At 62.4% G+C, this 26023-nt stretch carries 22 protein-coding genes; 16 read left to right on the forward strand and 6 right to left on the reverse strand.

Annotated elements, in window-relative coordinates; all coding sequences use genetic code 11:
* Positions 1 to 15 precede the first annotated feature (15 nt).
* The gene (locus E5E96_RS18045) at positions 16 to 702 is read right to left on the reverse strand and encodes an HAD family hydrolase (RefSeq protein WP_171282762.1); all 687 of its coding nucleotides are present in this window, start codon (positions 700 to 702) and stop codon (positions 16 to 18) included.
* Complete coding sequence (ubiG, locus tag E5E96_RS18050; RefSeq protein WP_016350657.1) at positions 702 to 1418, reverse strand: bifunctional 2-polyprenyl-6-hydroxyphenol methylase/3-demethylubiquinol 3-O-methyltransferase UbiG; 717 nt, start codon at positions 1416 to 1418, stop codon at positions 702 to 704. Before ubiG ends, E5E96_RS18045 begins: the two co-directional genes overlap by 1 nt.
* Before the next feature lie 201 nt (positions 1419 to 1619).
* On the opposite strand from ubiG, the gene gyrA reads away from it, so the two are divergent.
* A complete protein-coding gene (gyrA, locus tag E5E96_RS18055; protein ID WP_011706172.1) occupies positions 1620 to 4367 on the forward strand; it encodes a DNA topoisomerase (ATP-hydrolyzing) subunit A in 2748 nt (915 codons plus the stop codon).
* Between the two features lie 294 nt (positions 4368 to 4661).
* Positions 4662 to 4832, forward strand: coding sequence for a hypothetical protein (locus tag E5E96_RS18060; RefSeq protein WP_171282763.1), 171 nt, complete (start codon positions 4662 to 4664; stop codon positions 4830 to 4832).
* Positions 4833 to 4862: 30 nt separating this feature from the next.
* On the opposite strand, the gene E5E96_RS18065 is transcribed toward E5E96_RS18060, so the two are convergent.
* On the reverse strand, positions 4863 to 5918 hold the full coding sequence (locus E5E96_RS18065; RefSeq protein WP_171282764.1) for a PA0069 family radical SAM protein: 1056 nt from the start codon (positions 5916 to 5918) through the stop codon (positions 4863 to 4865).
* Between the two features lie 174 nt (positions 5919 to 6092).
* Between E5E96_RS18065 and E5E96_RS18070 the strand changes: the two genes are divergently transcribed.
* The 14 genes from E5E96_RS18070 to E5E96_RS18135 all read left to right on the forward strand — a co-directional run bounded on the left by E5E96_RS18070 (position 6093) and on the right by E5E96_RS18135 (position 23004).
* Positions 6093 to 6680, forward strand: a complete 588-nt coding sequence (locus tag E5E96_RS18070) for a tetratricopeptide repeat protein (RefSeq protein WP_016350660.1) — start codon at positions 6093 to 6095, stop codon at positions 6678 to 6680.
* Between the two features lie 236 nt (positions 6681 to 6916).
* A complete protein-coding gene (gene thrS / locus E5E96_RS18075; RefSeq protein ID WP_011706169.1) occupies positions 6917 to 8845 on the forward strand; it encodes a threonine--tRNA ligase in 1929 nt (642 codons plus the stop codon).
* Positions 8846 to 8866: 21 nt separating this feature from the next.
* Complete coding sequence (gene infC, locus E5E96_RS18080; protein ID WP_208021905.1) at positions 8867 to 9397, forward strand: translation initiation factor IF-3; 531 nt, start codon at positions 8867 to 8869, stop codon at positions 9395 to 9397.
* A gap of 86 nt (positions 9398 to 9483) precedes the next feature.
* Complete coding sequence (gene rpmI, locus E5E96_RS18085; RefSeq protein WP_005300673.1) at positions 9484 to 9681, forward strand: 50S ribosomal protein L35; 198 nt, start codon at positions 9484 to 9486, stop codon at positions 9679 to 9681.
* 15 nt (positions 9682 to 9696) lie between these two features.
* Positions 9697 to 10053 (forward strand): 50S ribosomal protein L20, encoded by a 357-nt coding sequence (gene rplT / locus E5E96_RS18090; protein WP_005300683.1) that lies wholly within the window; start codon positions 9697 to 9699, stop codon positions 10051 to 10053.
* Positions 10054 to 10369: 316 nt separating this feature from the next.
* Positions 10370 to 11353 carry a phenylalanine--tRNA ligase subunit alpha gene (gene pheS / locus E5E96_RS18095; protein WP_011706167.1) on the forward strand — a complete coding sequence of 328 codons (984 nt, stop codon included), beginning with the start codon at positions 10370 to 10372 and terminating at the stop codon, positions 11351 to 11353.
* A 12-nt stretch (positions 11354 to 11365) separates the two neighbouring features.
* The gene (gene pheT / locus E5E96_RS18100) at positions 11366 to 13765 is read left to right on the forward strand and encodes a phenylalanine--tRNA ligase subunit beta (RefSeq protein WP_171282765.1); all 2400 of its coding nucleotides are present in this window, start codon (positions 11366 to 11368) and stop codon (positions 13763 to 13765) included.
* Positions 13766 to 13768: 3 nt separating this feature from the next.
* Positions 13769 to 14065: an integration host factor subunit alpha gene (gene ihfA / locus E5E96_RS18105; RefSeq protein WP_005300715.1), complete on the forward strand. Its 297-nt coding sequence runs from the start codon at positions 13769 to 13771 to the stop codon at positions 14063 to 14065.
* 54 nt (positions 14066 to 14119) lie between these two features.
* Positions 14120 to 18079, forward strand: a complete 3960-nt coding sequence (locus tag E5E96_RS18110) for a transporter substrate-binding domain-containing protein (RefSeq protein WP_171283246.1) — start codon at positions 14120 to 14122, stop codon at positions 18077 to 18079.
* A gap of 1 nt (position 18080) precedes the next feature.
* A complete protein-coding gene (locus tag E5E96_RS18115) occupies positions 18081 to 19328 on the forward strand; it encodes a response regulator (RefSeq protein WP_011706164.1) in 1248 nt (415 codons plus the stop codon).
* A gap of 3 nt (positions 19329 to 19331) precedes the next feature.
* A complete protein-coding gene (locus tag E5E96_RS18120; RefSeq protein ID WP_171282766.1) occupies positions 19332 to 19931 on the forward strand; it encodes a GNAT family N-acetyltransferase in 600 nt (199 codons plus the stop codon).
* Positions 19932 to 20015: 84 nt separating this feature from the next.
* Positions 20016 to 20789, forward strand: coding sequence for a Sir2 family NAD+-dependent deacetylase (gene cobB, locus E5E96_RS18125; RefSeq protein ID WP_011706162.1), 774 nt, complete (start codon positions 20016 to 20018; stop codon positions 20787 to 20789).
* 89 nt (positions 20790 to 20878) lie between these two features.
* Positions 20879 to 21355, forward strand: a complete 477-nt coding sequence (locus tag E5E96_RS18130; protein ID WP_171282767.1) for a hypothetical protein — start codon at positions 20879 to 20881, stop codon at positions 21353 to 21355.
* A complete protein-coding gene (locus E5E96_RS18135; protein ID WP_171282768.1) occupies positions 21355 to 23004 on the forward strand; it encodes a diguanylate cyclase in 1650 nt (549 codons plus the stop codon). The genes E5E96_RS18130 and E5E96_RS18135 overlap by 1 nt, the downstream gene beginning before the upstream one ends.
* Positions 23005 to 23091: 87 nt before the next feature.
* On the opposite strand, the gene E5E96_RS18140 is transcribed toward E5E96_RS18135, so the two are convergent.
* The 3 genes from E5E96_RS18140 to rbsB form a co-directional block, all read right to left on the reverse strand.
* A complete protein-coding gene (locus E5E96_RS18140) occupies positions 23092 to 24096 on the reverse strand; it encodes a substrate-binding domain-containing protein (RefSeq protein WP_171282769.1) in 1005 nt (334 codons plus the stop codon).
* Positions 24096 to 25028, reverse strand: coding sequence for a ribokinase (gene rbsK / locus E5E96_RS18145; RefSeq protein ID WP_171282770.1), 933 nt, complete (start codon positions 25026 to 25028; stop codon positions 24096 to 24098). The genes E5E96_RS18140 and rbsK overlap by 1 nt, the downstream gene beginning before the upstream one ends.
* A 107-nt stretch (positions 25029 to 25135) precedes the next feature.
* Positions 25136 to 26011: a ribose ABC transporter substrate-binding protein RbsB gene (gene rbsB, locus E5E96_RS18150; RefSeq protein WP_010634030.1), complete on the reverse strand. Its 876-nt coding sequence runs from the start codon at positions 26009 to 26011 to the stop codon at positions 25136 to 25138.
* Positions 26012 to 26023: the final 12 nt, after the last annotated feature.

The raw sequence follows: 26023 nt of genomic DNA on the forward strand, positions 1-26023 counted from the left end.
CACGGGCTGGCAATCTCAGCCCAGCTCGTAGCGCAGCCAGTGGTGCAGGGCCTGCACGGTGTCAAAGTGCAGATCGGCGCCCCACTGGGCCGGATCCTCGTCGTCATTGAGATAACCCCAGCCGGCGACGGCGGTGCGCATGCCGGCGTTGCGGCCGGCCTCGATGTCGCGCACGTGATCTCCCACATAAAGGCAGTGGCTCGCCTCGACGCCAAGCTGGTCGCAGGCAAAGTACATGGGGGCGGGGTCGGGCTTGCGCACCGGCAGGGTGTCGGCGCTGACGGTGACGCCGCAACTGGCGAGCGCGGGCAGGGCCGCCAGCAGCGGTTCGGTGAGAAAGCCCGGCTTGTTGGTGACGATGCCCCAGGGCAGTTGCTTCTCGTCGAGCCACTCGATGAGATCCACCATCCCTTCATAGGGGCGGGTGCCGACGCAGAGGTTGGCGGCGTAGTAGTCGAGCAGGGCGGTGCGAAGGCGGGTGGCGCCCAGCTCTTCCAGCAGTTCGTCACCAAGACCGGCCCTTAGCAGCCCGAGCGCCCCGTGGGAGGTGGTCTGGCGGATGATGTCGTCAGAGAGGGGGGCAAAGCCTTCGCTTATCAGCACGTGGTTGACGGCGGCCCCCAGATCGGGCGCGGTGTCGAGCAGGGTGCCGTCCAGATCGAACAGCACGCAACCAAGGGGCACAGCAGAGTGAGTCGTCATCAGCCTTGCTCCGGGCGCTCGAACGCCACCATGTAGTTGACGTCGACGTTGCGACCGAGCTTGAAGCTGTTGGAGAGCGGCGCGTAGTGCACCCCGCTCATGTCCCGTACCAGCAGTCCTGCCGCTTCACCCATGCGACACAGTTCGGCGGGGGTGATGAACTTCTTGTGGTCGTGGGTACCCTTGGGCACCATCTTCATCAGGTACTCGGCGCCGAGGATCATCATCAGATAGGCTTTCGGGTTGCGGTTGATGGTGGAGACGAACACCTTGCCGCCCGGGCGCACCAGGGTGGCGATGGCGCGCAGTACGGAGGCGGGATCCGGCACGTGCTCCAGCATCTCCATGCAGGTGACCACGTCGTACTGGCCGGGGGCCTCATCGGCGTGGGCCTCGGCGGTGATCTGGCGATACTCGAGCTCCACGCCCGCCTCGAGGGCATGGAGGCGGGCGACGCCGAGGGGCTCCTTGCCCATGTCGATGCCGGTGACCTTGGCACCCCGGCGGGCCATGCTTTCGGCGAGAATGCCGCCGCCGCAGCCGATGTCGAGGATGCGCTTGCCAAACAGGCCGCCGCTCTTGTCGGTGATCCAGTCAAGGCGCACCGGGTTTATCTGGTGCAGCGGCTTGAACTCTCCCTCCATATCCCACCAGCGGGAGGCGATGGCTTCGAATTTGGCAATTTCTGTCAGATCGACATTGGCATCACTGTGCATTTTTTGATGATCCTGTGGCAAGGGCGCGCAGGCTGGGTGGGGCGCGCGCAATCTGTTGTCCTGGCGGGCATTATAACGGACGGACTTTGTCACACCAGCCCGACTTGTTACCGGATTTGTGGCTTAAGGTATTTGGCTCAGTGTGTTACCATGTCGCGCTGTTTAAGCCAAAGAACAACTAATTAGGGATTAAGGCTTTCTATGAGCGATCTGGCCAGAGAGATCACGCCGGTCAACATCGAAGAAGAGCTCAAGAGTTCCTATCTTGATTACGCCATGAGCGTGATCGTAGGACGAGCTCTGCCGGATGTGCGTGATGGCTTGAAACCGGTTCACCGCCGCGTTCTGTATGCAATGAACGAGCTGGGGAACGACTGGAACAAGCCCTATAAAAAATCGGCCCGTGTGGTCGGTGACGTAATCGGTAAATATCACCCGCACGGCGACAGTGCCGTGTATGACACCATTGTTCGCATGGCGCAGGATTTCTCCATGCGTTACATGCTGGTCGATGGTCAGGGCAACTTCGGTTCGGTCGACGGCGACAGCGCCGCCGCCATGCGTTACACCGAAGTGCGGATGGCCCGCATCTCCCATGAGCTGCTGGCCGATCTGGACAAAGAGACCGTGGACTGGGTGCCGAACTATGACGGCACCGAGATGATCCCGGCTGTCATGCCCACCAAGGTTCCCAACCTGCTGGTCAACGGTTCCTCCGGTATTGCGGTGGGCATGGCGACCAACATTCCGCCTCACAACCTCACCGAGATAGTCAACGGCTGTCTGGCGTTGATCGAGAACGGCGACCTCACCATCGACGAGCTGATGACCTACATCACCGGCCCGGATTTCCCCACCGGTGGCATCATCAACGGTCGTTCCGGCATCGTGCAGGCGTACCGTACCGGTCGTGGCTCCGTCTATGTGCGTGCCAAGGCCGAAGTGGAGGTGGACGAGAAGACCAGTCGCGAGACCATCATCGTTCACGAGATCCCCTATCAGGTGAACAAGGCGCGGCTGATCGAGAAGATCGCCGAGCTGGTCAAAGAGAAGAAGATCGAGGGCATCAGTGCCCTGCGCGATGAGTCCGACAAGGACGGCATGCGCATCGTTATCGAGATCAAGCGCGGCGAGTCCGGTGAGATTGTGCTGAACAATCTCTACAAGCACACCCAGATGCAGACCACGTTCGGCATCAACATGGTGGCGCTCGATAATAACCAGCCCAAGGTGATGAACCTCAAAGAGATCCTGGATGCGTTCCTGCTGCACCGCCGTGAAGTGGTGACCCGCCGGACCGTGTTCGAACTGCGCAAGGCGCGGGATCGGGCGCACATCTTGGAAGGTCTGGCGGTGGCGCTGGCCAACATCGACCCGGTGATCGAACTCATTCGCCACAGCGCGACCCCGGCCGATGCGAAAGCGGGCCTGGTTGCCCGTGGCTGGGAGCTCGGCAACGTGGCCTCCATGCTGGAGAAAGCCGGTGACGATGCGGCCCGCCCCGAGTGGCTGGAACCCGAGTTCGGCATCCGCGAAGGTCACTACTACCTGACCGAGCAGCAGGCCCAGGCCATCCTTGACCTGCGTCTGCACAAGCTGACCGGCCTCGAGCACGAGAAGATCCTGGAAGAGTACCAATCTCTGCTGGATCTCATCGCCGAGCTGCTGTTCATCCTGGCGAGCCCGGTGCGGTTGATGGAAGTGATCCGTGACGAGTTGCTGGCCGTGCGCGAGCAGTACGGCGACGAGCGTCGTACCGAGATCAGCATGTCCAGTGCCGAGATCAACATCGAAGATCTGATCACCCCGGAAGACGTGGTCGTGACCTTGTCTCACCAGGGTTACGTGAAGTATCAGCCGCTCTCCGACTACGAGGCCCAGCGTCGCGGTGGTCGTGGCAAGTCGGCCACCCGGATCAAGGAAGAGGACTTTGTGGAGCGTCTGCTGGTGGCCAACACCCACGACACCATTCTGTGCTTCTCCACCCGTGGCAAGGTCTACTGGCTCAAGGTGTACCAGCTACCGGAGGCGTCCCGTGGCGCCCGCGGTCGTCCGATCATCAACCTGTTGCCGCTGGATGAGGGTGAGCGCATCACCGCCATCCTGCCGGTTAAAGAATATGACGCCGACAAGTATGTATTCTTTGCCACCGCCAACGGTACCGTGAAGAAGACCAGCCTGTCCGACTTCAGCCGTCCGCTCTCCTCCGGCATCCGCGCCATCAACCTCAAAGAGGGTGATGAGCTGATCGGGGTGGACATCACCGATGGCAGCAACGAGATCATGCTGTTCTCCGATGCGGGCAAGGTTGTTCGCTTCGCGGAAGGCAGCGGTCGCGCTGATGCCGATGCCACTGACGAAGTCGACACCGACGACGACGCCGGCAACGACGATGATGGCAGCGACAACGGCGAAGGCACCGAAAGCAAGGGTACCTTCAAGGGCGTACGTCCCATGGGTCGTACCGCTGCCGGTGTGCGCGGTATCAAGCTGGGCGCCGGTGACAAGGTGGTGTCCCTCATCGTGCCGCGTGGCGACGGGGCCATCCTCACCGCCACCGAGAACGGTTACGGCAAGCGTACCGCGCTCGACGAGTACCCGACCAAGAGCCGTGGTACCCAGGGCGTCATCTCCATCAAGGTGGACGAGCGCAACGGCAAGGTGATCGATGCGATCCAGGTCGAAGATACCGACCAGATCATGCTGATCACCAACGGCGGTACCCTGGTACGTACCCGGGTGTCCGAGGTGAGCGTCATCGGCCGCAACACCGGCGGTGTGCGTCTGATCCGTACCGGTGAAGACGAGACCGTGGTCGGTCTACAGCGCGTTGCCGAGAGCGACGAAGACGAAAACGAAGTGCTGGCCGTTGAAGGGGAGGTGTCTGAAGGCACCGATACCGCAGCGGACACCGGTGCTGTCGATGCAGGTGAAGCGGGCGACGAATAATTGCTCTCCTTTACCCGATACCAAAGAGCGGCCTCATGGCCGCTCTTTTCATTGGCTCGCTTGTTGTTGGCGTCCTCCGTTATCTTCCTTCTCTTCCTTTTTCCTCTGTCCGAGCTTGCCTGCCATGGCAGAAAGAACGGGCACTACCCGCTTACCAGGGCTGCTCCCAAGGGAGCATGACCTCGACACGGCCCCTTCATGTGAATGTCATCGCTCTGTCATGGCGGCCAGCCATGCTGCTCCCGTTGGAGAGTAACCACCATAGACGCAGGCAACGCCTGCCAGGAGCATGTCATGACCAGCTGGGTAATGTGGGAGATCTGGTGGAGCCGGGTATGGGGCGAGGCAGAGATGGACGGGCGCACAGGTGAACATGAACCTGAGGTGGCACATGAGCCAGCCCGTTTGCCCGCCGAGTTGATTGCCCGCAGTAGCAAGGCCAGTGCGTCGCGGCCAAGGGGTTGAGGCTTTGCCCGTGGCGGGCTTGACGGGCGCTTAGAACAGCCGCAACTGCTCGCCAGGGCGGATGAAGGCATCCTGGCGCAGTTGAAAGTGGCGCTTGCCGAGCCCGAGCCGCTTGGCGATCAACCGAAAGCGCTGGGCCAGCAGATCGGCAAACTGGCCCTCTCCCCGCATCCGGCTGCCGAAGGCGGGACTGTTGAGGGCTCCGTCCCGGCTGGCTCGCAGCTGGTTGAGGATCGCCTCCTTCTGGCCGGGATAGTGCTCATCAAGCCAGTCACTGAACAGCGGCGCCAGCTCGTGGGGCAGTCGCAGCAGGATATAGTCGGCGCAATGGGCGCCGGCCTCGGCAGCGCCTTTGATGATCTGCTCGAGCTCGGGCTCGTTGAGCCGCGGGATCATGGGCGCCGCCAGCACGCCGACCGGCACGCCGGCGCCGGCCAGTTTCTCCACCACCTTGAGCCGGCCGGCCCCGGTGCTGGCTCTTGGCTCCAGCTGTCGCCGCAATGTCTCATTCAAGGTGGTGACCGACACCATCACCTGGCACAGCCCCTCCCGGGCCAGCTCCGTCAGCAGATCGAGGTCGCGCAATATCATGGCGCTCTTGGTGATGATCCCGACCGGATGGCGGTGGGCCAGCATCACCTCGAGCAGCTCGCGGGTGAGGCGATAGTGGTGCTCGATGGGTTGATAGGGGTCGGTATTGGCTCCCAGCACTATGGTCTGCGGCTGATAGGCGGGTCTGGCAAACTCCCGGCGCAGCAGCTCGGCGGCATTGAGTTTGGCGAACAAGCGGGTCTCGAAGTCGAGGCCGGGGGAGAGCTCGAGATAGGCGTGGCTCGGTCTGGCGTAGCAATAGATGCAGCCGTGCTCACAGCCCTGATAGGGATTGATGGAGCGGCTGAAAGGGACGTCGGGAGAGCTGTTGTAACTGATGATGCTGCGGGCGCTGATCTCCGTCACCTCGGTGCGGGGATCGCTGGCGGCAAATGCCGCTTCCCACTCGGGTTGGGACCAGCCGTCGTCGACCGCATCGACCCGCTGGCCGCTGAAACGGTGATCAACATTGTGGGAACTGCCTCGACCTGCCATCGCATCTTACTGGTACTGTTTATATATACAGGTATCATGCTGGCCCCCATTGCCGAATGCAAGCCCTGCCGACCCAGCCGGCCATAAAAAGCATGTCAAAGGGATCTCTTGCTTGATCGCGGCGCTACATTTCGTTTACATAGACGAAATGCGAACTGGATCACGGAAATCATCATGGCACCCATCACCTCCCGCTGGCTCTTCATCGCTGTCATTGCGCTGGTTATCTGGCGTCTGATCCCGCTCTCCACCGAGCAGGAGCTGGCCTCGGCCAATCGCGCCTGGCGCACCGGTCACTTCGATGAGGCGACCCGGATCTGGTCGCCGCTGGCCGAGCAGGGCCAGCCACGGGCCCAGGCGCTGATGGGCTGGAGCCATGAAGTGGGGCAGGGGAGCGAGCAGGATATCAGCCGGGCCATCACGCTCTATCGTCAGGCGGCGCAGGCGGGGGATGCCTTCGGCCAATACCGGCTCGGGGAGGTCTACCTGCGGGGGGCCGGGGTGAAGCGGGATCTGCGCGAGGCGTTTCACTGGATGGAGCTGGCAGCCAAGAACGGCGATGTCCCCGCCATGTTGAAGGTAGGCGTGCTGCATCTGATGGGGGTCAGCGGGCGGGTCGATCTGCCCCGTGCCAAGGAGTGGCTCTATCAGGCCGCCAAGCAGGGCAATCAGCTGGCGCTCAAGGTGCTGCAGGAGCTGGAACTGGCGCAGGAGGGGAGTTCAACATTCGACTTCAACTGGCAGTCCCTGCTGGGGGAATAGCTGCCAAGCACTTCATCTGACTGTAGAAAACCTCAGCAAACCCGATACAGCCCCGCCTACTTCTGGTAGCATGGTCCGGTTTTTGGTTTGTCTTGCGACGTTGAACGGGTTGTTTGCATCGCAGGGCGCCTTCGCAAAGTGCTGTGGAGAGCCAGAACATCACCCATTTTTGAATGAATCTTTCCATCCCGCATGTGCCCTTTGGTAGGGGGCACCACTGTATAAGGAAACACATAATGCCAATCATTACTCTGCCTGATGGCAGCCAACGTCAATTTGCCCACGCCGTTTCCGTCATGGATGTGGCCGCGGACATCGGTCCCGGTCTCGCCAAGGCGTGCATTGCCGGTCGGGTAAACGGTGAACTGGTGGATGCCTGCGAGCTGATCGAAGCCGATGCCTCCCTGGCCATCATCACCGCCAAAGACGAAGAAGGTCTGGACATCCTGCGCCACTCCTGTGCTCACCTGCTGGGTCATGCCATCAAGCAACTCTGGCCCCAGACCAAGATGGCCATCGGTCCCGTCATCGACAACGGTTTCTACTACGACATCGATCTCGATCGTACCCTGACCGACGAAGATCTGGCGGCGCTGGAAGAGCGCATGCTGGCGCTGGCCGCCAAGGATTACGACGTCATCAAGAAGAAGGTCTCCTGGCAGGAAGCACGTGACGTGTTCGAAGCCCGTGGCGAGACCTACAAGGTCGAGATCCTGGATCAGAACATTGCCCGTGATGACCAGCCCGGTCTGTATCATCACGAAGAGTACATCGACATGTGTCGCGGCCCGCACGTACCCAACATGCGTCACTGCCACCACTTCAAGTTGCAGAAGATGTCCGGCGCCTACTGGCGCGGCGACTCCAACAACAAGATGCTGCAGCGCATCTACGGCACCGCCTGGGCCGACAAGAAGCAGCTCAAGTCTTACCTGCAGCGCCTCGAAGAGGCCGCCAAGCGCGACCACCGCAAGATCGGCAAGCAGCTCGACCTGTATCACATGCAGGAAGAAGCGCCCGGCATGGTGTTCTGGCACAACGATGGCTGGACCATCTTCCGTGAGCTGGAAACCTTCATCCGCGGCAAGCTCAAAGAGTACGACTATCAGGAGGTGAAAGGCCCCTTCATGATGGATCGCGTGCTGTGGGAGCGTTCAGGTCACTGGGAGAAATACGCCCAGGCCATGTTCACCACCCAGTCCGAGAACCGCGAGTACGCCATCAAGCCGATGAACTGCCCGGGTCACGTGCAGATCTTCAACCAGGGTCTGAAATCCTACCGCGATCTGCCGCTGCGCATGGCCGAGTTCGGCTCCTGCCACCGCAACGAGCCGTCAGGCTCCCTGCACGGCCTGATGCGGGTACGTGGTTTTACCCAGGATGATGCGCACATCTTCTGTACCGAAGAGCAGATCATGGAAGAGGTGTCGGCCTGTATCCGCATGGTCTACGACGTCTATGGCACCTTCGGCTTCGAGAATATCGTGGTCAAGCTCTCCACTCGTCCGGAACAGCGTATCGGCTCCGATGAAGCCTGGGATCGCGCCGAGGCCGCGCTGGCTGAAGCCCTGGTGCTGAACGGTCTGAAGTACGATCTGCAGCCGGGTGAGGGGGCGTTTTACGGTCCCAAGATCGAATTTACCCTGCACGATTGCCTTGATCGTGCGTGGCAATGTGGTACCGTGCAGCTCGATTTTGCCCTGCCGGGCCGTCTGGGCGCCACCTACGTGGGCGAAGACAACGAACGTCATGTTCCCGTGATGATCCACCGCGCCATTCTGGGCTCGCTGGAGCGTTTCATCGGGATCCTGACTGAAGAGTACGCCGGACTGTTCCCGACCTGGCTGGCACCGACCCAAGCCGTGGTCATGAATATCACCGACAATCAGGCCGATTATGCAGTGAAAGTAGCCAAAGCATTGAATGATGCGGGCCTTCGCGCAAAAGCGGACTTGAGAAATGAGAAGATTGGCTTTAAAATCCGCGAGCATACTTTGAAGCGAGTACCCTTCATGCTGGTCTGCGGCGATAAAGAAGTAGAAGCCGGCAAGATTGCAGTGCGTACTCGTAAAGGGGCTGACCTGGGCACTTATCCTGTTGAAGAGCTGATTGCTCTGTTGACCCAGGAAGTTCAGACCCGCGGACAAAAGAAAGTGGAGGAATAAGCTATAAAAGGCGGAAAAAAACTGGGCAAGCAACCGCAAGCCCGCGCTCACCGGATCAACGAAGAGATCCGTCTGAAAGAAGTTCGTCTGACTGGTCTGGATGGTGAAGCCATTGGCATCACCTCCATCCAGGATGCCCTGAACTTGGCCCTTGAGGCCGGAGTGGATCTGGTCGAGATCAGTCCGAACGCTGAGCCGCCCGTTTGCCGGATCATGGATTACGGCAAATTCCTCTACGAAAAGAGCAAGACCACCAAAGAACAGAAGAAAAAGCAGAAAGTCGTCCAGGTCAAGGAAATCAAATTCCGTCCTGGCACCGACGAAGGCGACTATCAGGTAAAACTACGCAACCTGGTTCGCTTTCTGGAAGACGGGGACAAGGCAAAGGTCACCCTGCGCTTCCGTGGTCGTGAAATGGCCCACCAGGAACTTGGTATCAAGGTTCTGGAGCGCGTCAAGAACGATCTGGAAGAGCTGGCCGTAGTCGAATCGTTCCCGAAAGTCGAAGGCCGTCAAGCTGTGATGGTCCTCGCACCTAAGAAGAAATCTTAAGGCCCACAAGAAATTGACTCATGGGGCCAGCCCCATGAGTCTGTTCGCCTTGCGATTTTGTTGTCACTCACAATGCGGAGTATGAAATGCCGAAGATGAAAACCAACCGGGGCGCCGCAAAGCGCTTCAAGAAGACTGGCTCAGGTCGCTTCAAGTGCAAGCACAACCACCTGCGTCACATCCTGACCAAGAAGAGCAGTAAGCGTAAGCGTCAGCTGGGACCGAAGTTCTTTGTTTCCGCTGCCGACCACAAACGTGTTGTCGCTTGTCTGCCGTACGCATAAGGGGGGATGTGAAAAATGCCAAGAGTTAAACGTGGTGTGACCGCTCGCGCTCGTCACAAGAAAGTAATGAAAGCCGCCAAGGGTTACTACGGCGCCCGTTCCCGTGTCTACCGCGTAGCGGTACAAGCGGTAACCAAAGCTGGTCAGTATGCCTACCGTGACCGTCGCCAGAAAAAGCGTCAGTTCCGTCAACTGTGGATTGCTCGTATCAACGCAGCAGCCCGTCAGAACGGTCTGTCCTACAGCCGTCTGATCAACGGTCTGAAGAAGGCTTCCATCGAGATTGATCGCAAGATCCTGTCCGATATCGCCGTTCACGACAAGCTGGCTTTCACCGCCCTGGTTGAAAAGGCCAAAGCAGCTCTGGTCTAATCCGGTTCTGTTATAAATGCTAAAAGGAGGCTCAGGCCTCCTTTTTTGTTGTCTGTCATTTACCGTCTGCAGGTAGTGATGACTCGACCATCATGATAGCTAGGCATATGGCTACATATGCCATCAAACTAAAATTGTATAGCCAATCACGAAGAAGAAGCCGGTCCGGCTCGAAGCCCTACTTGATAACAAAATGATTTCTAGGGAGAAAAGGGCACCTTAACTATGGTCAGTGAAGGGGCTTTTTTTGTATTATTCCCCTCTTGACCTTATTTAGCCTAAAGGCTCCTGTACCGGGAGTGGTGACGAGGAAGACATGCAACAGCTTGAAGAAGTAGTCGGCCAAGCCAGGGCCGAAATTGAGGGCGTAAGCGACATCGCCGCCCTTGACGAAATCCGGGTCAAATATCTGGGTAAAAAGGGCTTTTTTACCGAGCAGATGAAGGGCTTGGGCGCCCTGTCCGCTGAAGAGCGTCCCGCCGCGGGCGCCGTGATCAACCAGGCCAAACAGCAGGTTCAGGATGCCCTGAACGAGCGTCGTGAAGCCCTCGAAATCGCCGTGCTGAACCAGAAACTGGCCGCCGAGACCATCGACGTCAGCCTGCCGGGCCGCCGCATCGAGAATGGCGGTCTGCACCCGGTGACCCGCACCATCGAGCGCATCGAGCGTCTGTTTGGCGAGATGGGCTTCAAGGTTGCCCGTGGTCCCGAGATTGAAGATGGCTTCCACAACTTCGATGCGCTGAATATTCCGGCTCACCATCCGGCACGTACCGATCACGATACCTTCTACTTCAATCCTGATCTGATGCTGCGTACCCACACCTCCGGTGTGCAGATCCGTACCATGGAACATCAGCAGCCGCCGATCCGCATCATTGCACCGGGCCGCGTCTATCGTAACGACTACGACATGACCCATACCCCGATGTTCCATCAGGTTGAAGGTCTGCTGGTTGATGAGCATGCCAGCTTTACCGAGCTGAAGGGAATTCTGCACGACTTCCTGCGCAACTACTTCGAGGAAGATCTGACCATTCGCTTCCGTCCTTCCTATTTCCCGTTCACCGAGCCGAGCGCCGAAGTGGACGTGATGGGCAAGAATGGCAAGTGGCTGGAAGTGTTGGGCTGCGGCATGGTGCACCCGAACGTGCTGCGTTCGGTCGGCATCGATCCGGAAAAATACTCCGGCTTTGCCTTCGGCATGGGCGTTGAGCGCCTGACCATGCTGCGTTACGGGGTCAACGACCTGCGTGCCTTCTTCGAAAACGATCTGCGCTTCCTCAAGCAGTTCAAGTAAGGGCGAGAGAACATGAAATTCAGTAAATCCTGGGTGATGGAGTGGGTCCGCACCGAGTTGAGTGACAACGCACTGGCCGAGCAGATCACCATGGCCGGTCTGGAAGTGGACGCCGTAGAAGCGGTGGCCGGCCAGTTCAACAACGTGGTGGTGGGTGAGGTGGTCGAGTGCGCCCAGCATCCTGACGCCGACAAGCTGCGGGTGACCAAGGTCAACGTGGGCGAAGCCGAGCTGCTGGACATCGTCTGCGGCGCGCCGAACTGCCGCGCCGGTCTGAAAGTGTGCGTGGCTAAAGTAGGGGCGACTCTGCCGGGTGATTTCACCATCAAGAAAGCCAAGCTGCGCGGCCAGCCGTCTCACGGCATGCTCTGCTCTTTCAGCGAGCTGGGGATCGACGTCGACGCCGATGGCATCATCGAGCTGCCGCTGGATGCGCCCATCGGCACCGATATCCGCGAATACCTCGCGCTCAACGACGTCAGCATTGACGTGGATCTGACCCCGAACCGTGCCGATTGCCTCGGCATCGCGGGTCTGGCCCGTGAAATCGGCGTGCTCAATAGCGTGGACGTGGTCGAACCGACCTGGGCGCCGGTTGTTTCCACCATCGACGCCAGCTTCCCGATCCGGGTTGAAGCGCCAGCCGATTGCCCCCGTTATCTGGGCCGCGTCATCAAGGGGCTGAACCTGCACGCCCAGAGCCCGCTCTGGATGCAGGAGAAGCTGCGCCGTGGCGGCATTCGTTCCATCGATGCCATCGTCGACATCACCAACTACCTGCTGCTGGAATATGGTCAGCCGATGCACGCCTTCGACTTGGCGACGCTTGAAGGGGAACTGGTGGTGCGCCGCGCCCACGCCGATGAGCCCATGACCCTGCTCGATGGCAACGAAGTGAAGCTCAAAGAGACGACTTTGGTGATTGCCGATGCTAAAGGTCCTGCCTGCATGGCCGGTATCTTCGGCGGCGATCGCACCGGCGTTTCCGAGACCACTACCGACATCCTGCTGGAGTGCGCCTTCTTCGCGCCGCTCTCCATCACCGGCCGTGCCCGTGCCTACGGTCTGCACACCGACTCTTCCCACCGCTTCGAGCGCGGGGTGGATCCGCAGCTGCAGGCCAAGGTGATGGACAGAGCCACTCGTCTGCTGCTGGACATTTGTGGCGGAGAGTGCGGCGGTGAAGCCGGTCCGGTCATCGAGGTCAAATCCGATGCTCATCTGCCCAAAGCGGCCCCCATCAAGCTGCGCCGCGCCAAGCTCGACAAGGTGATCGGTATCAGCGTGGCAGATGCGCAGGTGGTCGAGATCCTGACCCGTCTGGGCATGCAGGTAACCATTGAAGCCGACGGCTGGACCGCGCTGGCCCCCTCCTGGCGTTTCGATATCGCCATCGAGGAAGACCTCATCGAGGAAGTGGCCCGCATCTACGGCTACAACAACATCCCGAACCTCAAACCCGCCGCCTCTCTGGCGATGGTGGAGCAGGCAGAAGGGCAGGTGACCTTGAAGCGCGTGCGCGACCTGCTGGTTGATCGCGGCTTCCAGGAAGCGATCACCTACAGCTTCGTCGATCCCAAGGCTCAGCAGACCCTGTTCCCGCAGAGCGATGCCATCGTGCTGCCGAACCCGATTTCGGTCGAGATGTCCGCCATGCGCGTCTCTCTGTTCCCGGGTCTGGTGCAGGCGGTGGTTTACAACCAGAACCGTCAACAGCCGCGGGTGCGCCTGTTCGAACAGGGCCTGCGCTTCATCAAGGACGAGAATGCCGAGAACGGCATCCGTCAGGAGCCGATGCTGGCCGGCATCATCACCGGCAACCAGAGCGACGAGCACTGGGACATCAAGAGCCGCGCTGCCGACTTCTTTGATCTGAAAGGGGATCTGGAAGCGGTGCTGGATCTGACCGCCGAAGGGGCCACCTTCAGCTTCGAGCGTGCCGAGCACAGCGCCCTGCACCCGGGCCAGAGCGCCGCCATCCTGCGCAATGGCGTGGTGATCGGCCACATCGGCGTGATCCACCCGAGCCTCGAGAAGAAGCTGGGTCTGAAGAGCCGCGCCGTCATGTTCGAGCTGGAGCTGGACAAGCTGACCCCGGCCAAGGTGCCGGTTGCTGCCGAGGTTTCCAAGTTCCCTGCCAACCGTCGTGACATCGCCGTGGTGGTTGATCGTCATGTCTTGGCCGGTGACGTCCTCGCAGTAATTAAAAAAGTTGGCGGAAATCAGGTAGTTGGAATAAACTTGTTTGACGTATACCAGGGTGCTGGCATGGCAGAGGACAAGAAGAGCCTGGCCATCAGTCTTGTTCTGCAAGACACCCAGCGCACCCTGGAGGAGAAAGAGATTGCCGAGACCGTAGACAATGTCGTGCGGGCCCTTGGTGAAGAGTTGAATGCATCCTTGAGGGATTGATCTATGGCGCTTACCAAAGCCGACATTGCAGAGCACCTGTTCACCCAGCTCGGGATGAGCAAGCGTGAAGCCAAAGATATGGTGGAAGCCTTCTTTGAAGAGATCAGACAAGCGCTTGAGCGTGGTGAACAAGTCAAGATTTCAGGCTTCGGTAACTTTGATCTTCGTGAGAAGAACCAGCGTCCTGGACGTAACCCGAAAACCGGCGAAGATATTCCTATCAGCGCCCGGCGGGTGGTCACCTTCCGCCCTGGTCAGAAGCTCAAGGCCAGGGTCGAAAATGTTGAGCCCAACGAGTGACAAAAAGCCAGGCAGCCGCCTGGCTTTTATTTTTTCATGAGAAAAACCAGCCTATTGTTAGGCCTGCTGCTGGCTACGCCACTGCAGGCGATGGATCTCCCCCTCTCTCCGGCGGCCAAGGCGTATGCCGATGCCACCAAGTCGCTGACCATCTGTTATCCGGCGCTGATCCGGCCGCCTTATCTCGAGGAGTCGGGAGGCTTGCTGATCGATCAGATGGAGCGGTTGGCAGAGCAGCTCCCTTTTCCGCTCCTGCATGAGAAGCTGCCCAACTGGTCGGCGGTGCAGCGTGGCTTGCAGGAGGGGCGCTGCGATCTCATTCCCAATGTCGGCCCTTCGTTGCAGGCCCTGCCAGGCATGGCGCTCAGTCGTGCCATGCTGGAGGCCGAATCCGCCATCCTCTATCGCGGCGATCTGGAGCGGGCGACCTTCCTGGTCTCCCCCATCTGGCAGGCGAACGAGGTGCTCAAGGCGCTTTATCCCCGCTCAACCCAGTTGCCCCTGACCGAAGCGGACAACTGGTACGCGGCGCTGGCGGCCGGCAAGGGGACCGCCTATCTCGGTGACTACCTGCAACTGCGCTACCTGATGCGCGAATACCCGGATCAGGGGTTGCGGCTGCGCCGGCTGCGCAGCGATGAACTGGTGGTGAGCTACCGGCTGATGATGCGCGACCAGCCGGAACTGCGCGAGCTCATCGATACCGCCATCCGTTATCTGCCGCCCGGCGCCCTCTACAAAGACCTGGACCGTTATCTGGCGCAGGGTGAGCAGGACATCAACCCGCTTCACTTCACCGACAAGGAGCAGGCCTGGCTGGTCGGCACCTCCCGTGCCATCAAGCTGGTCGTCAACCCGGATTTCATGCCCTACAGCGGTCTCGATGAGCAGGGGGAGCTCAAGGGGTGGAGCGCCGACGTACTGCGGCAGGTGAGCCAGCAGACCGGCCTCAACTTCCACGTGATCCCGACCGCCAGCCAAGAAGAGGCGCTGGCCAAGCTGCGCAGCGGCGAGGCGGACATGATGGCCGGCCTGCTGGAGACGCCGGCGCTGACCGATGCCTTCGACTTCACCCGCATCATGGCGCTCAATCGCTATGCCCTGGTCAGTCGCAAGGCGAAGTCGTTCGACACGCTGGCGGCGGTGAAGGGCGACATAGTGGTGCCCGCCACCCTCTATGACGAAGCGATGCTGGCCCGGCTGGGTGGCGAACATCATTGGCGCAAAAGCGACACCCTGGCGCAGGGGCTTGCGGCGGTGCAAAGCGGTGAGGCCGACGCCATGCTGGCCGAGCTCTACCAGCTGCAATACCCGCTTCGCAACAACCAGCTGGACGGACTGGATATCAGGGAGCTACCTCAACGCTTCGGGCTGGGGTTTGCCATCAGCCACCATAGCCCGCGACTCGCCGGGGTGATGGAGCAGAGCCTGATGGCCTTCACCAGCAAGCAGAACGACGATCTCAATCAGCGTTGGCGCCGGCTGGTGCTGACCCAGCAAGCCGGGGTCAGCTACGGGATCTGGCTGGGGTCGGTGTCGTTGGCGCTGTTGATCAGTGCCGGCGTCATCTGGCTGATCTGGCGCTCCCGCCAGCAGCTGGCCCGGGAAGTGAGCCAGCGTCAGGAGATGGAGCAGACCCTGGCGCTGGAGAGCCAGTTCAGGGAGTCCCTGTTCCAGGCGCTGCCGGTGCCAGTGTTTCTGCGAGACAACCAGGGCGAGATCATCAAGCGCAACAAGCAGGCCAAGCGGCTGGAGGCGCGCTACCTGGCAGAGCTGCACCTGCCGCAGGCCCAGTTGCAGGGGGGCGAGGGTGAGATGGCCCTGGGCGATCAGGTTTACTCCTATGCCCAGATCCCGCTTCAGCTTGGCAAGCAGTCGCCGGCGGGGGATCTCATCGCGCTCTCCAACATCAGCGCCCTGCGCGAGCGCACCCGCTTGCTGCGCCAGGCCGAGCGCCGCCTGCGGGCATTGACCAATACGGTGCCCGGGGTGGTGATCCAGTTCCTGCTGCAGCGGGAAGGCATCGCCCAGGTAGAGTTCATCAGCCGTGGCAGCTACGAGCTGCTGGGGCTGGCCAGCCAGCAGATCCGCCGCAATCCCGGTCAGGCGCTGGGCCGGCTGGATCAACATGACAGGCGCAAGATGAAGGCCCCCATGCTGGAGATGCTGCAGGCCGGTCAGCCTTTTTCCTACGCGCTGCGCTATGAGCACCCGGGCAAGGGCACCCGCTGGCTGCAGTTCTACGGCCGGGGGCGCAGCCAGTCCGAGCAAGGCTGGCGGGTGTACGGGGTGGTGCAGGATGTGACGACCCGGGTCGAGCAGGAGCAGGCGCTGCAGGCCTCTCACGAGCGGGCCGAGCAGGCGGTGCTGGCCAAGGGGCGTTTCCTCGCGGCGGTAAGCCACGAAATTCGTACCCCCATGAACGCCATTCTGGGGTTGCTGGAGTGGCTCAGCCACACCTCCCTCAATGCCGAGCAGCGCTCGGCACTAGCCCACGTCCGCCAGGCGGGGGACGAGCTGCTGGGCCTGCTCAACGACGTGCTCGATTTCAGTCGCAACGAGAACCGGCAGCTGGCGCTCTCGCTGCAACCCACCGACCTGGTGGATTTGTGCGAGCACGTGGCGGCCGTGCACTGGTCCAAGGCCCGCTCCAAGCGGTTGCAGTTGCGGCTGGATCTCGATCATCGACTGCCCGCCCAGGTGGAGCTGGATCCCCACCGGGTGCAGCAGGTGCTGCACAACCTGCTGGCCAATGCCATCAAGTTCAGCTCCCGTGGCGAGGTGGTGCTGTGGGCCCGCCGCGCTGGCTCCCAGCTGTTGTGCGGAGTGGATGACGAGGGACCAGGCATCAGTGCCGAGCTGCTGCCGCGGCTGTTCCTGCCCTTTGAGCAGGGCGGGGAGGTGGGTCAGCCGCGGGCCCAGGGCACCGGGCTCGGACTTGCCATCTGTCGCCAGCTGATGGAGCAGATGGGGGGCGAGATCCGGGTCGAACCGCGGCCGACCGGCGGCAGCCGTTTCCTCTGTGCGCTGCCACTGGTGCTGCTGCAGGAGATGCCGCGCTGGCGGCCAAGGGTGGCCAGCGTGCATGTGCAACTTGGCGGGGCGGAGCGGGACTATCTGTTGCCCTGGCTGGGCGAGCTGGATTTGCAGGACGATCCGGCCGGCCCGGTATTGAGCGTCCGGCTGGATGAGCAGGGGCTGCGCTACTGGGACTGGCAGGGGGAACCCTGGGTGCCGGGCTCGGTGGTGAGTCTGATGCAGCCAAGGCTGGTGCCCTCTAGCCAGGGCATGATCACGCTGCCGGGGCAGGGGATGCGGGTGCTGCTGGTCGAAGATCACGAGGTGAACCGGGTGTTGATCAGCATGCAGCTGACCCAGCTGGGGGCCCGGGTGATCAGCGCCGCCAACGGCCAGCTGGCGCTCGACATCCTGCAGCATGAAACGGTCGATCTGGTGTTGACCGACCTGCAGATGCCGGTGATGGACGGGGCCGAGCTCTGCCGCCAGCTGCGCGACTCGCCGCGCTGGCAGCATTTGCCCACCTACGTCATCACCGCCGATCTCAGCGAGCAGGCGGCGGCGCAGCTGGCCAGCTGTGGTTGTCGCGGGCATCTGGACAAACCGCTGCTGCTCAAAGACCTGGCCAACCTGCTGCGCGGCCTGGGCGAGCCCGACCTGGCGCCCGCACTCGAGTCACTCCCTCAAAGCGACCTGCCGGCCGAAGGGGAGGTCTGGGCAGCGCGGGAGGTGTCGCTGCTGGCGCCGGAGCTTATCCCCCTCTATCTGGATGCGACCGGGCAGGATCTGGCCGACATTGAGCGCTGTGTCACACAAGGGGATGAGATAGCGCTTGAAGCCGCTTTACACAAGATGAAGGGGGCCGCCAAAATGGTGGGAGCCACCCCGCTTGTTCAGGTGATCGAGCAGTGGAAACGGGATCCACGGCAACCCCTGCTACCCCCGCTGCGGCAAGCTCTGGATGAGGTGTGCCGGCGACTACGTGAGAGGCTCTGACATGATCATCACAGATGAAGAGTTACTGGCGTTGCTGAACTCGGAAGAGACGGACGAGCGCCTGTTCCACCCCGTGACCATCTACGCCCTGGACGGGGTCGCCTATCGGACGGCAAAGGCCGTCGAGCTGCCCGAGTTCGCCACCTTGCGCCGTACCCGCCCCGATGCCTGCTGGCAGTGGGAAGGGCTGTTTGCCGCCGGTGCCATCGCCCTGTTCGATCCCGACTCCCATGTGGGGGCTGACTATCTGCCGCAGCTGACGGCGCAGGCCGAGGGTGTCTATCGCCTCACCGACGACTGGCTGGCGGGGGTCAATGGCCGCTACCTGGCGTGGCAGGAGTGGCTGGCTCAGACCCAGGTGCTGCTGCTGGAGGATCACCCGTTTCAGGGGGCCCACATCCAGCAGGAGATCAAGGGACTGGGAGTGCCCTGTCAGTGGGTGCAGGATGGCAACGCCTGCATCAAGGCACTGGCCGGCGGCGAGGTCAAGCTGCTGGTGAGCGATCTCAGTCTGGTGGAGCAGGATGCCATCAGCCTGCTGATGAGCCAGCCCCAATATCAGCACAGTGGCTTGCCCATCGTGCTGCTCTCGGCCCACGATCAGACCCTGATCGACGGGGCTCGCCGCCTGCTGCACGACGCCGGTTTCAACGTGCTGGCCGCCCTGGCCAAGCCGCTGCTGGCCGACGATCTGCTGCGGCTGCTCAAGACGCTCTATCTGGGGCCGCAGCGTCAGCGCCGCTTGAGCGGTCTGCGCCGCACCATCCGCACCTGGCAGGGGGAAGAGAAAGGGCTGCTCGGGCTCTTGTCCGATCCCCCGTCGCCCTTGCCCATCTGGCTGGCGGTGACCGGCTTGCCGCCACGCTGGGAGCGGGTACGCGAGTGGCTGGTCCAGCAGGGCCGGGAGCCTGGCGAGCTCACCCTGCTCATCCACCGGCGCGACCATCTGCTGAGCCAGGCGGAGCGTTTTGCCCTGGTGCTGCAGGCCAGTCTGGCGGGGGCCAAGCTGGCCCTGCTGCTGGACAACGATCAGCACATCCCGTTCGACTTGCTGGAGCGGATGCCGCTGCAGCACCTGCTGCTGGGACAGAGTCTGCTGCCCGGGCTGGAGGCCATGACCCCGGACTCCCTGCTGGGGCGCTTCATCAACCGGGCCAGGGAGCTCGGGATCGCCCTCTATCTGGACGATCCCTTCAACCTGCTGGACAGCAATCTGTGGCGCGATCAGGGCGTGGCGGGGCGCTGGTAGACGGTGGCCCGCTATCTCTGCTGGCCACCGGACGAGGCCCGGTTGCGGCGCGCCCTGGCCGGTTGGCTGCATCCTCATTCGCGGGCAGCCCTGCCGCTGATGATGGAGGTGGGGGGCATTCCCTGCCGCTTGCAGGAGCTGGCGGGAGCCGATCCCGAGCGGATCAGGGCCGCCTATGGCGAGCTCAGTGAACAGAGCGTCTACCTGCGTTTCATGCGCGCCAAGCAGATCCCGAGTGACGAGCAGCTCGCCTTCTTCCTCGATTATCCCAAGGAGCAGCAGATCGGGCTGCTGCTGAGCGATGGTCAGGGGCGACCACTGGCCCAGGCCCAGTCCATCCGGCGGCGGCTGCACCCGGATCGGGCCGAGTTCTCCTGCATCGTCGCCGATCACTTCCAGCACCGGGGCGCAGGGCGGCGCATCCTGCTGGCGCTGGCCTTGCTGGCGCGCGCCGAAGGCATTCGCGAGTGGACGGCGGAGGTGCTGCCCCAGAATCGCCCCATGCTGGCGCTGCTGCGCGGGCTGGGCTTACCGCTCACCCTGGTGACGGGGCGGGAGCTGGTGTTCGTGCGACTCGATCTGAGTGTGCTCGATACCCTGTAACCGCGTCATAAGACCAAGGGCGAATAGGCCGGTTTTTCACCCTGTGCTAAGGTCAGCCAGAGAGGTCGTCAGAGGGAGTCAGTCATGGTGCAGTCAGCGAAACACATCGTCATTCTTACCGGTGCCGGGATATCGGCCGAGTCGGGCATCAAGACCTTTCGCGCCTGTGACGGTCTGTGGGAAGAGCACAGGGTCGAAGACGTGGCGACGCCGGAGGGCTACGCACGGGATCCCGCCCTGGTGCAGGGTTTTTACAACTCCCGCCGCCACCAGCTGCAACAACCCCACATTCACCCCAACCCGGCTCACTATGCGCTGGCCCGGCTCGAGCGCCTGCTGCCGGGCTGCGTCACTCTGGTGACCCAGAACATCGACAACCTGCACGAGAGTGCCGGCAGCAAGAACCTCATTCACATGCACGGGGAGCTGCTCAAGGCGCGCTGCCCGGGCTCGGGCCAGGTGATCGAGTGGCGCGGCGATCTGCAGCAGGAGGAGCTGTGCACCTGCTGCCAGTTTCCCCAGCCGCTGCGCCCGCACGTGGTCTGGTTCGGCGAGATGCCGCTTGGGCTTGACCGCATCTACAGCGCGCTGGCACAGTGCGATCTGTTCATCTCCATCGGTACCTCGGGCGCCGTTTATCCGGCGGCCGGTTTCGTGCACGAGGCGGGATTGAACGGGGCCCACACCATCGAGCTCAACCTCGAACCGAGCGAAGTGGGCAGCCAGTTTGACGAGAAGCGCTACGGTCCGGCCTCGTTGCTGGTGCCGGCCTACGTGGATGAGCTGCTGCAAAGTTGCGGTGTCCACCAGCCGGCGCAGATCGAGGGCCACAACTGGATGGAGATGCGCGGTCCCTGAGCTATTGTGCGACTGGACAGTTGCAATGAACCGGTGAAATCGCCACACTGGCAGCCACAAAAAATGGGACGCAGTTGGCGCAAATTACCATGACCGCAGTAAAGCAATGGATCGCTTTTTTCCTTCTGATGCTGGCCAGTGCCGGCGCATCGGCCTCGATCCCCCTGATGACCCTGGTGCTGCCAGGTGGCCAGCAAGTGACCCTCGATGAGGCGGCCCTCTCCGCCCTGCCGCAGACCGAATTCACTACCACCACCCCCTGGACCCAGGGCGCCCACCACTATCGCGGGCCGACCCTGACGGCCGTGCTGGCGGCGCAAGGGATCCTGGATGCCCGCAAGATCGCCGTTTCGGCCCTCAACGGCTATCAGCAGGTGGTGGATCTGGCCCTGTTCGACGGCGTGCCGCTGACCCTGGTGCGCCAGGAGGACGGCAAGCCGCTGACCCGGCGCAACAAGGGCCCGCTCTGGCTGCTCATTCCGTTCACCACCTATCCCAAGCTGGACGTGCCCGCCATCCACAACTGCATGGTGTGGCAGGTAACCCGCATCGAGATCGTCGATTGATGGGGCTATCCCGCCACAAACTGCTGTTGGTTGCGGTGTCGCTGCTGTTTCTGCTCTCCTCGGGCAGCAGCCTCTATCTGCAGCATCGCCAGGAGCAGCTGGTCGATACCTTCTACCGCAATATCCACTGGAACATCAGCCAGGTGATGCTCGAATCCCAGCGTTTCCTCTACGACCTGCAGCTCTACCGGGCCGGCAGGTTGGGAATGGAGACCCTGAGCCTGGATTACGATCTGCTGTGGAACCGGCTCGACATTTTTCTCATCAGCAGCGAAACCGCCGAGGCGCGCCAGCGGCACGGGCTCGGCAAGGCGCTGGCCGGACTGTTCGAGCAGATCAAGCAGCTCGAACCCCAGATGGAGGCCGGTGCCCTGCGCGAGGGGGCCGAGCTTGCTCGCTTGCAGGAGGCGATCGCCAGCCAGACCCACCTCATCGAGCAGATTGGGGATCAGATCCTCTCCGGCCAGGAGCGGGAGCGTTCGGTCAGCCAGATCCGCAGCAGCCTGTTCTGGCTGCAGATCTGGCAACTGATCCTGTTGCTGACCGGCGGCGCCCTGGTGGCCGCCCTCATTCGCGCCAACCTGGCGAATCGCCGGCTCGCCCTGCTCGATCCCCTGACCCGGCTTGGCAACCGCCGTGCCCTGCAGGAGCAGCTCTCCCGCGCCCTGCATGCCGGCGAGGCGAGCGCCCTGGTGGTGCTCGATCTCAAGCGCTTCAAGCAGGTCAATGATCTGTTCGGTTATCAGGTCGGTGATCGGCTGTTGCAGACGGTGGCCGACAAGCTGCAGCAGGCCCACGGTGGCCACGCCTACCGGCTCGGCGGTGACGAGTTCGCGGTGGTGTTGACCAGCGCGGATGGCGTGCTGGAAACCCGCATTCATGAGCTGGTGAATTTGCTCCATTTCGAGTTCGTGACCCGGGAGTGCAGCTTCGATCTGGCCTGTCGGCTCGGGGTGGCCAAGGCGGAGCAGCAAGATGCCGGCCGGCTGCTGGATCAGGCCATCCTGGCCCTCAATCAGGCCAAACGCAGCCAGGAAGGGGATATCTGCTGGTTTGAGCCGGCCATGCTGCAACAGTTGCAGTTGAGCCAGCATCAGCTTCATCAGCTGCGCGACTGGCTGGCCGGGCGGGAATCAGCACCGCTGCGAGTGGCGTTGCAGGGACTGACGGACGGGCAGGGCAACGACCTGTGGCAAATGACGCTCTACTGGCGTGAGCAGGGGGCGCCCTGTCCCATGCGCTGGTTGCAGGAGTGCGGCGTGCTGGGGCCAGTGCTGGCCCGGCTGCTGCAAACGCACGACGCGCAGCATGCTGATGGGCGGGCGTTGTTGCTTCCGCTCGACAACCAGGCCCAGCTGGCCCATGTCGTGGCCTATCTGCCGGCTGCATCCCGCACACCGCGGGTGCTGCTGGTGCCGGCGCTGCAGCCGGATGCAGACTTGCTGGCGGGATTGCGGCAGCAGGGTTGCGCCCTGGCGCTCAGAGACATTGGCAGCACCACCCCGGCCCAGCTGGCGGCCGGCTGGCCTGTCCGTTACTGGCTGCCAGATGACGCGGAGCACAGCGAGCTGTTGCAGCCGCTGGCCCGGCGACTGGGGCTGGTGCAGTTGCAGGTGTTGGCGGGCAGTGAGGCAAGGCAGCTGGCTTGAGCACACAGAGCGGTATTGAACCGGCCAGAGACAAAACGCAGCAAGGCGACCCCAGGGTCGCCTTGCTGCGTTTAATGCCCGTGAATCTCAGGGGCGGGGAGCGCAGGAGTCCCTGATCACCAGGTCAGGATCGACGGTGATCAGATGATCCGCCACCGCCTCGCCATTGATGCGCGCCAGCAGCCGGGTGACGGCAAGCCGACCCAGCTCCTCTTTCGGCTGATTGACGGTGGTGAGTGGCGGCGACATGAATTCGGCCAGCGCCACGTTGTCATAGCCGACGATGGATAGATCACGCGGGATCACCAGCCCCGCCTGATGAGCGGCGCTGATGGCCCCCATCGCCATCATGTCGTTGCACACGAACAGCGCGCTGGGGCGCTCGGGCAGCGCCAGCAGGCGGGTCATCGCCTGGTGGCCGCTGGCGCAGTCGAAGTCACCCTCCTGAACCCACTCTGGGTTGACGGTGAGCCCGGCTTCCTGCATCGCCTGCTCGAAGCCTGCCTGACGCTGGTTGGCGGGGGCGCGGCTGTGGGGGCCGGTGATGCAGCCGATGGCGGTGTGACCCAGCCCCAGCAGGTGGCGGGTCGCCAGATAGCCGCCGCGATGGGAGTTGTCGGCGATGAGATCCACGTCGGCGCTCTCCATCCCCCAGTCCATCACCACCACCGGCAGGCTCTTGAGCCAGTCGAGCTGGTTGAACACCTCCTGCTGCCCCTCGCTGCACATGATGAGCAGACCGTCGACCCGCTTGCGCAGCATCATCTTGAGGTAGGAGAGCGCCGTCTCGGCCTGCCCCTCGGTGTTGCCCAGCATCAGGTTGTAGCCCTGCTCGAAGCAGTAACGCTCCACCCCGCGCACCACCTCGGCGAAGAAGGGGTTGCTGGAGGTGGTGACCAGCATGCCGATACTGTTGGTCTCCTTCACCTTGAGGCTGCGGGCCACCAGGCTCGGGGCATAGTTGAGATCGCGCATGGCACTGAAGACCCGCTCGCGGGTCTCCTCGGCGACGAAACGGGTCTCGTTGATGACGTGGGAGACGGTGGTGGTCGACACCCCCGCCAGCGCCGCCACCTCCTTGATATTGGCCATCAGTGCCCCTGCGCAGTCTGCTCAAGCAGGAAGGCGTCGACCTCCTGCTTGCTCGGGATGGAGCTCTGGGCACCAAACCGGGTGACGGAGAGCGCGGCGGCGCCGTGGGCAAAGCGCACGGCAGCGTCAAAGTCGGCGCCGGCGAGCTCGGCCGCCAGCAGGGCGCCGTTGAAGGTATCGCCGGCCGCCGTGGTGTCTACTGCTTTCACCCGAAAACCCGGAATGAGCGCTTGTTGCTGTCCCTTGCTGCAATAGACCCCTTGCGAGCCCAGGGTGATCATCACGTCCGCAATGCCCATCTGGTGGAAACGGGCAGCCGCCTCGGCTGCGCTCGCCTCGTCAGTGACCTTGACGCCGGTCAGCAGCTCGGCCTCGGTCTGGTTGGGGGTGATGAGGTCGACCAGTGCCAGCAGTTCGCTTGAGAGCGGGCGAGCGGGGGCGGGGTTGAGCACCACCCGGGTGCCGTGGGTACGGGCCAGGCGGGCGGCTTCCAGCACGCTCTCCAGCGGCACTTCCAGCTGCAGCAGCAGGGTGTGGGCGGCGGCGATCATCGTCTGGTGGCTTTTCACTACGGCCGGGGTGAGGGCGCCGTTGGCTTCGGCGGAGATGCCGATGCTGTTCTCCCCCTCATCGCTCACATAGATGATGGCGATGCCGGTCGGGAGCTTGGGATCGAGTTCGACGGCGCTCACGTCGATGCCGTCTTTGGCAAAGCCGGTCTTCATCTGGTGGCCGATGGCGTCATCACCGATGCGGGCGATAAAGGAGACCTCAGCACCTAGCCGGGCGGCGGCCACCGCCTGGTTGGCGCCCTTGCCACCGGGCACCACTTGATAGCTGTGGCCGGTCAGGGTTTCACCCGGGCGAGGAAAGTGGGGAACGCGCAGCACGTGGTCTGCATTGACACTGCCCAGAACGACGAGACGATTCATGTTGAGTACTCCTGATGCATCTTGGCATGGACACGAAAGCCGGATCCAGGCCGGGAGGCACCGTAAACCTTGAGTGAAAAGGGGGAGGTGAACCTCCCCCCGTCAACTTACTTGCTGACCACTTGCAGCGGAACCGGGATGGATTTTTCCACCGGCTGGCCCTTGAGCACCTTGTCGGCGGTTTCCACGCCGATGGCGCCGATCAGAGCGGGCTGCTGGGCCACGGTGGCGGCCAGTTTACCCTTGGCTACGGCGGCCTTGCCATCGTCGGTGCCGTCGAAGCCGACGATCATCACCTCTTTGCCGGCGGCCTGCACGGCGCGGATGGCACCCAGCGCCATCTCGTCGTTCTGGGCGAACACCGCCTGCACGCTCGGGTGAGCGGCCAGCAGGTTCTCCATGACGTTCAGGCCCTTGGTACGGTCAAAGTCGGCGGGCTGGGAGGCCAGCACTTCCAGCTTGTTGGCGGCCACGGCGAGGGCAAAGCCTTCGCCGCGGTCACGGGCGGCGGAGGTACCGGCGATCCCTTCCAGCTGGATCACCTTGGCACCGGCACCCAGCTTCTGGGTGATGAAATCGCCGGCCAGTTTGCCGCCCGCCACGTTGTCGGAGGCGATGTGGGCCTTGACGTCACCCTGCGCCGCGCCGCGGTCCAGGGTCAGCACCGGAATGTTGGCTTTGTTGGCCAAGCGGATGGCGTTGCCTACCGCTTCGGAATCGGTCGGGTTGATCAGGATGGCGTTGACCTTGCGCACGGTGAGATCTTCCATGTTGGAGAGCTCCTTGGCCGGGTCATTCTGGGAGTCCAGCACCACCAGCTCGTAGCCAAGCTCCTTGGCCTTGGCTTCGGCCCCTTCCTTCATGGTGACGAAGAAGGGGTTGTTGAGGGTGGAGACCACCATGGCCAGGGTGTGATCGGCGGCCTGGGCGGTGCCCAGCACGGACATGATGGCGGCAGCGAGCAGGGTATTGAGCTTTTTCATCATTTCATTCCT

Source organism: Aeromonas sp. 1805 (assembly GCF_013085525.1).
In the GTDB taxonomy this organism is placed as follows: Bacteria; Pseudomonadota; Gammaproteobacteria; order Enterobacterales; family Aeromonadaceae; genus Aeromonas; species Aeromonas hydrophila.

Bases quoted from the DNA above. Each gene is read 5' to 3' on its own strand.
- E5E96_RS18045 (WP_171282762.1), bottom strand. From the start codon at position 702: ATGACGACTCACTCTGCTGTGCCCCTTGGTTGCGTGCTGTTCGATCTG.
- ubiG (WP_016350657.1), bottom strand. From the start codon at position 1,418: ATGCACAGTGATGCCAATGTCGATCTGACAGAAATTGCCAAATTCGAA.
- gyrA (WP_011706172.1), top strand. From the start codon at position 1,620: ATGAGCGATCTGGCCAGAGAGATCACGCCGGTCAACATCGAAGAAGAG.
- E5E96_RS18060 (WP_171282763.1), top strand. From the start codon at position 4,662: ATGACCAGCTGGGTAATGTGGGAGATCTGGTGGAGCCGGGTATGGGGC.
- E5E96_RS18065 (WP_171282764.1), bottom strand. From the start codon at position 5,918: ATGGCAGGTCGAGGCAGTTCCCACAATGTTGATCACCGTTTCAGCGGC.
- E5E96_RS18070 (WP_016350660.1), top strand. From the start codon at position 6,093: ATGGCACCCATCACCTCCCGCTGGCTCTTCATCGCTGTCATTGCGCTG.
- thrS (WP_011706169.1), top strand. From the start codon at position 6,917: ATGCCAATCATTACTCTGCCTGATGGCAGCCAACGTCAATTTGCCCAC.
- rpmI (WP_005300673.1), top strand. From the start codon at position 9,484: ATGCCGAAGATGAAAACCAACCGGGGCGCCGCAAAGCGCTTCAAGAAG.
- rplT (WP_005300683.1), top strand. From the start codon at position 9,697: ATGCCAAGAGTTAAACGTGGTGTGACCGCTCGCGCTCGTCACAAGAAA.
- pheS (WP_011706167.1), top strand. From the start codon at position 10,370: ATGCAACAGCTTGAAGAAGTAGTCGGCCAAGCCAGGGCCGAAATTGAG.
- pheT (WP_171282765.1), top strand. From the start codon at position 11,366: ATGAAATTCAGTAAATCCTGGGTGATGGAGTGGGTCCGCACCGAGTTG.
- ihfA (WP_005300715.1), top strand. From the start codon at position 13,769: ATGGCGCTTACCAAAGCCGACATTGCAGAGCACCTGTTCACCCAGCTC.
- E5E96_RS18115 (WP_011706164.1), top strand. From the start codon at position 18,081: ATGATCATCACAGATGAAGAGTTACTGGCGTTGCTGAACTCGGAAGAG.
- cobB (WP_011706162.1), top strand. From the start codon at position 20,016: ATGGTGCAGTCAGCGAAACACATCGTCATTCTTACCGGTGCCGGGATA.
- E5E96_RS18130 (WP_171282767.1), top strand. From the start codon at position 20,879: ATGACCGCAGTAAAGCAATGGATCGCTTTTTTCCTTCTGATGCTGGCC.
- E5E96_RS18135 (WP_171282768.1), top strand. From the start codon at position 21,355: ATGGGGCTATCCCGCCACAAACTGCTGTTGGTTGCGGTGTCGCTGCTG.
- E5E96_RS18140 (WP_171282769.1), bottom strand. From the start codon at position 24,096: ATGGCCAATATCAAGGAGGTGGCGGCGCTGGCGGGGGTGTCGACCACC.
- rbsK (WP_171282770.1), bottom strand. From the start codon at position 25,028: ATGAATCGTCTCGTCGTTCTGGGCAGTGTCAATGCAGACCACGTGCTG.
- rbsB (WP_010634030.1), bottom strand. From the start codon at position 26,011: ATGAAAAAGCTCAATACCCTGCTCGCTGCCGCCATCATGTCCGTGCTG.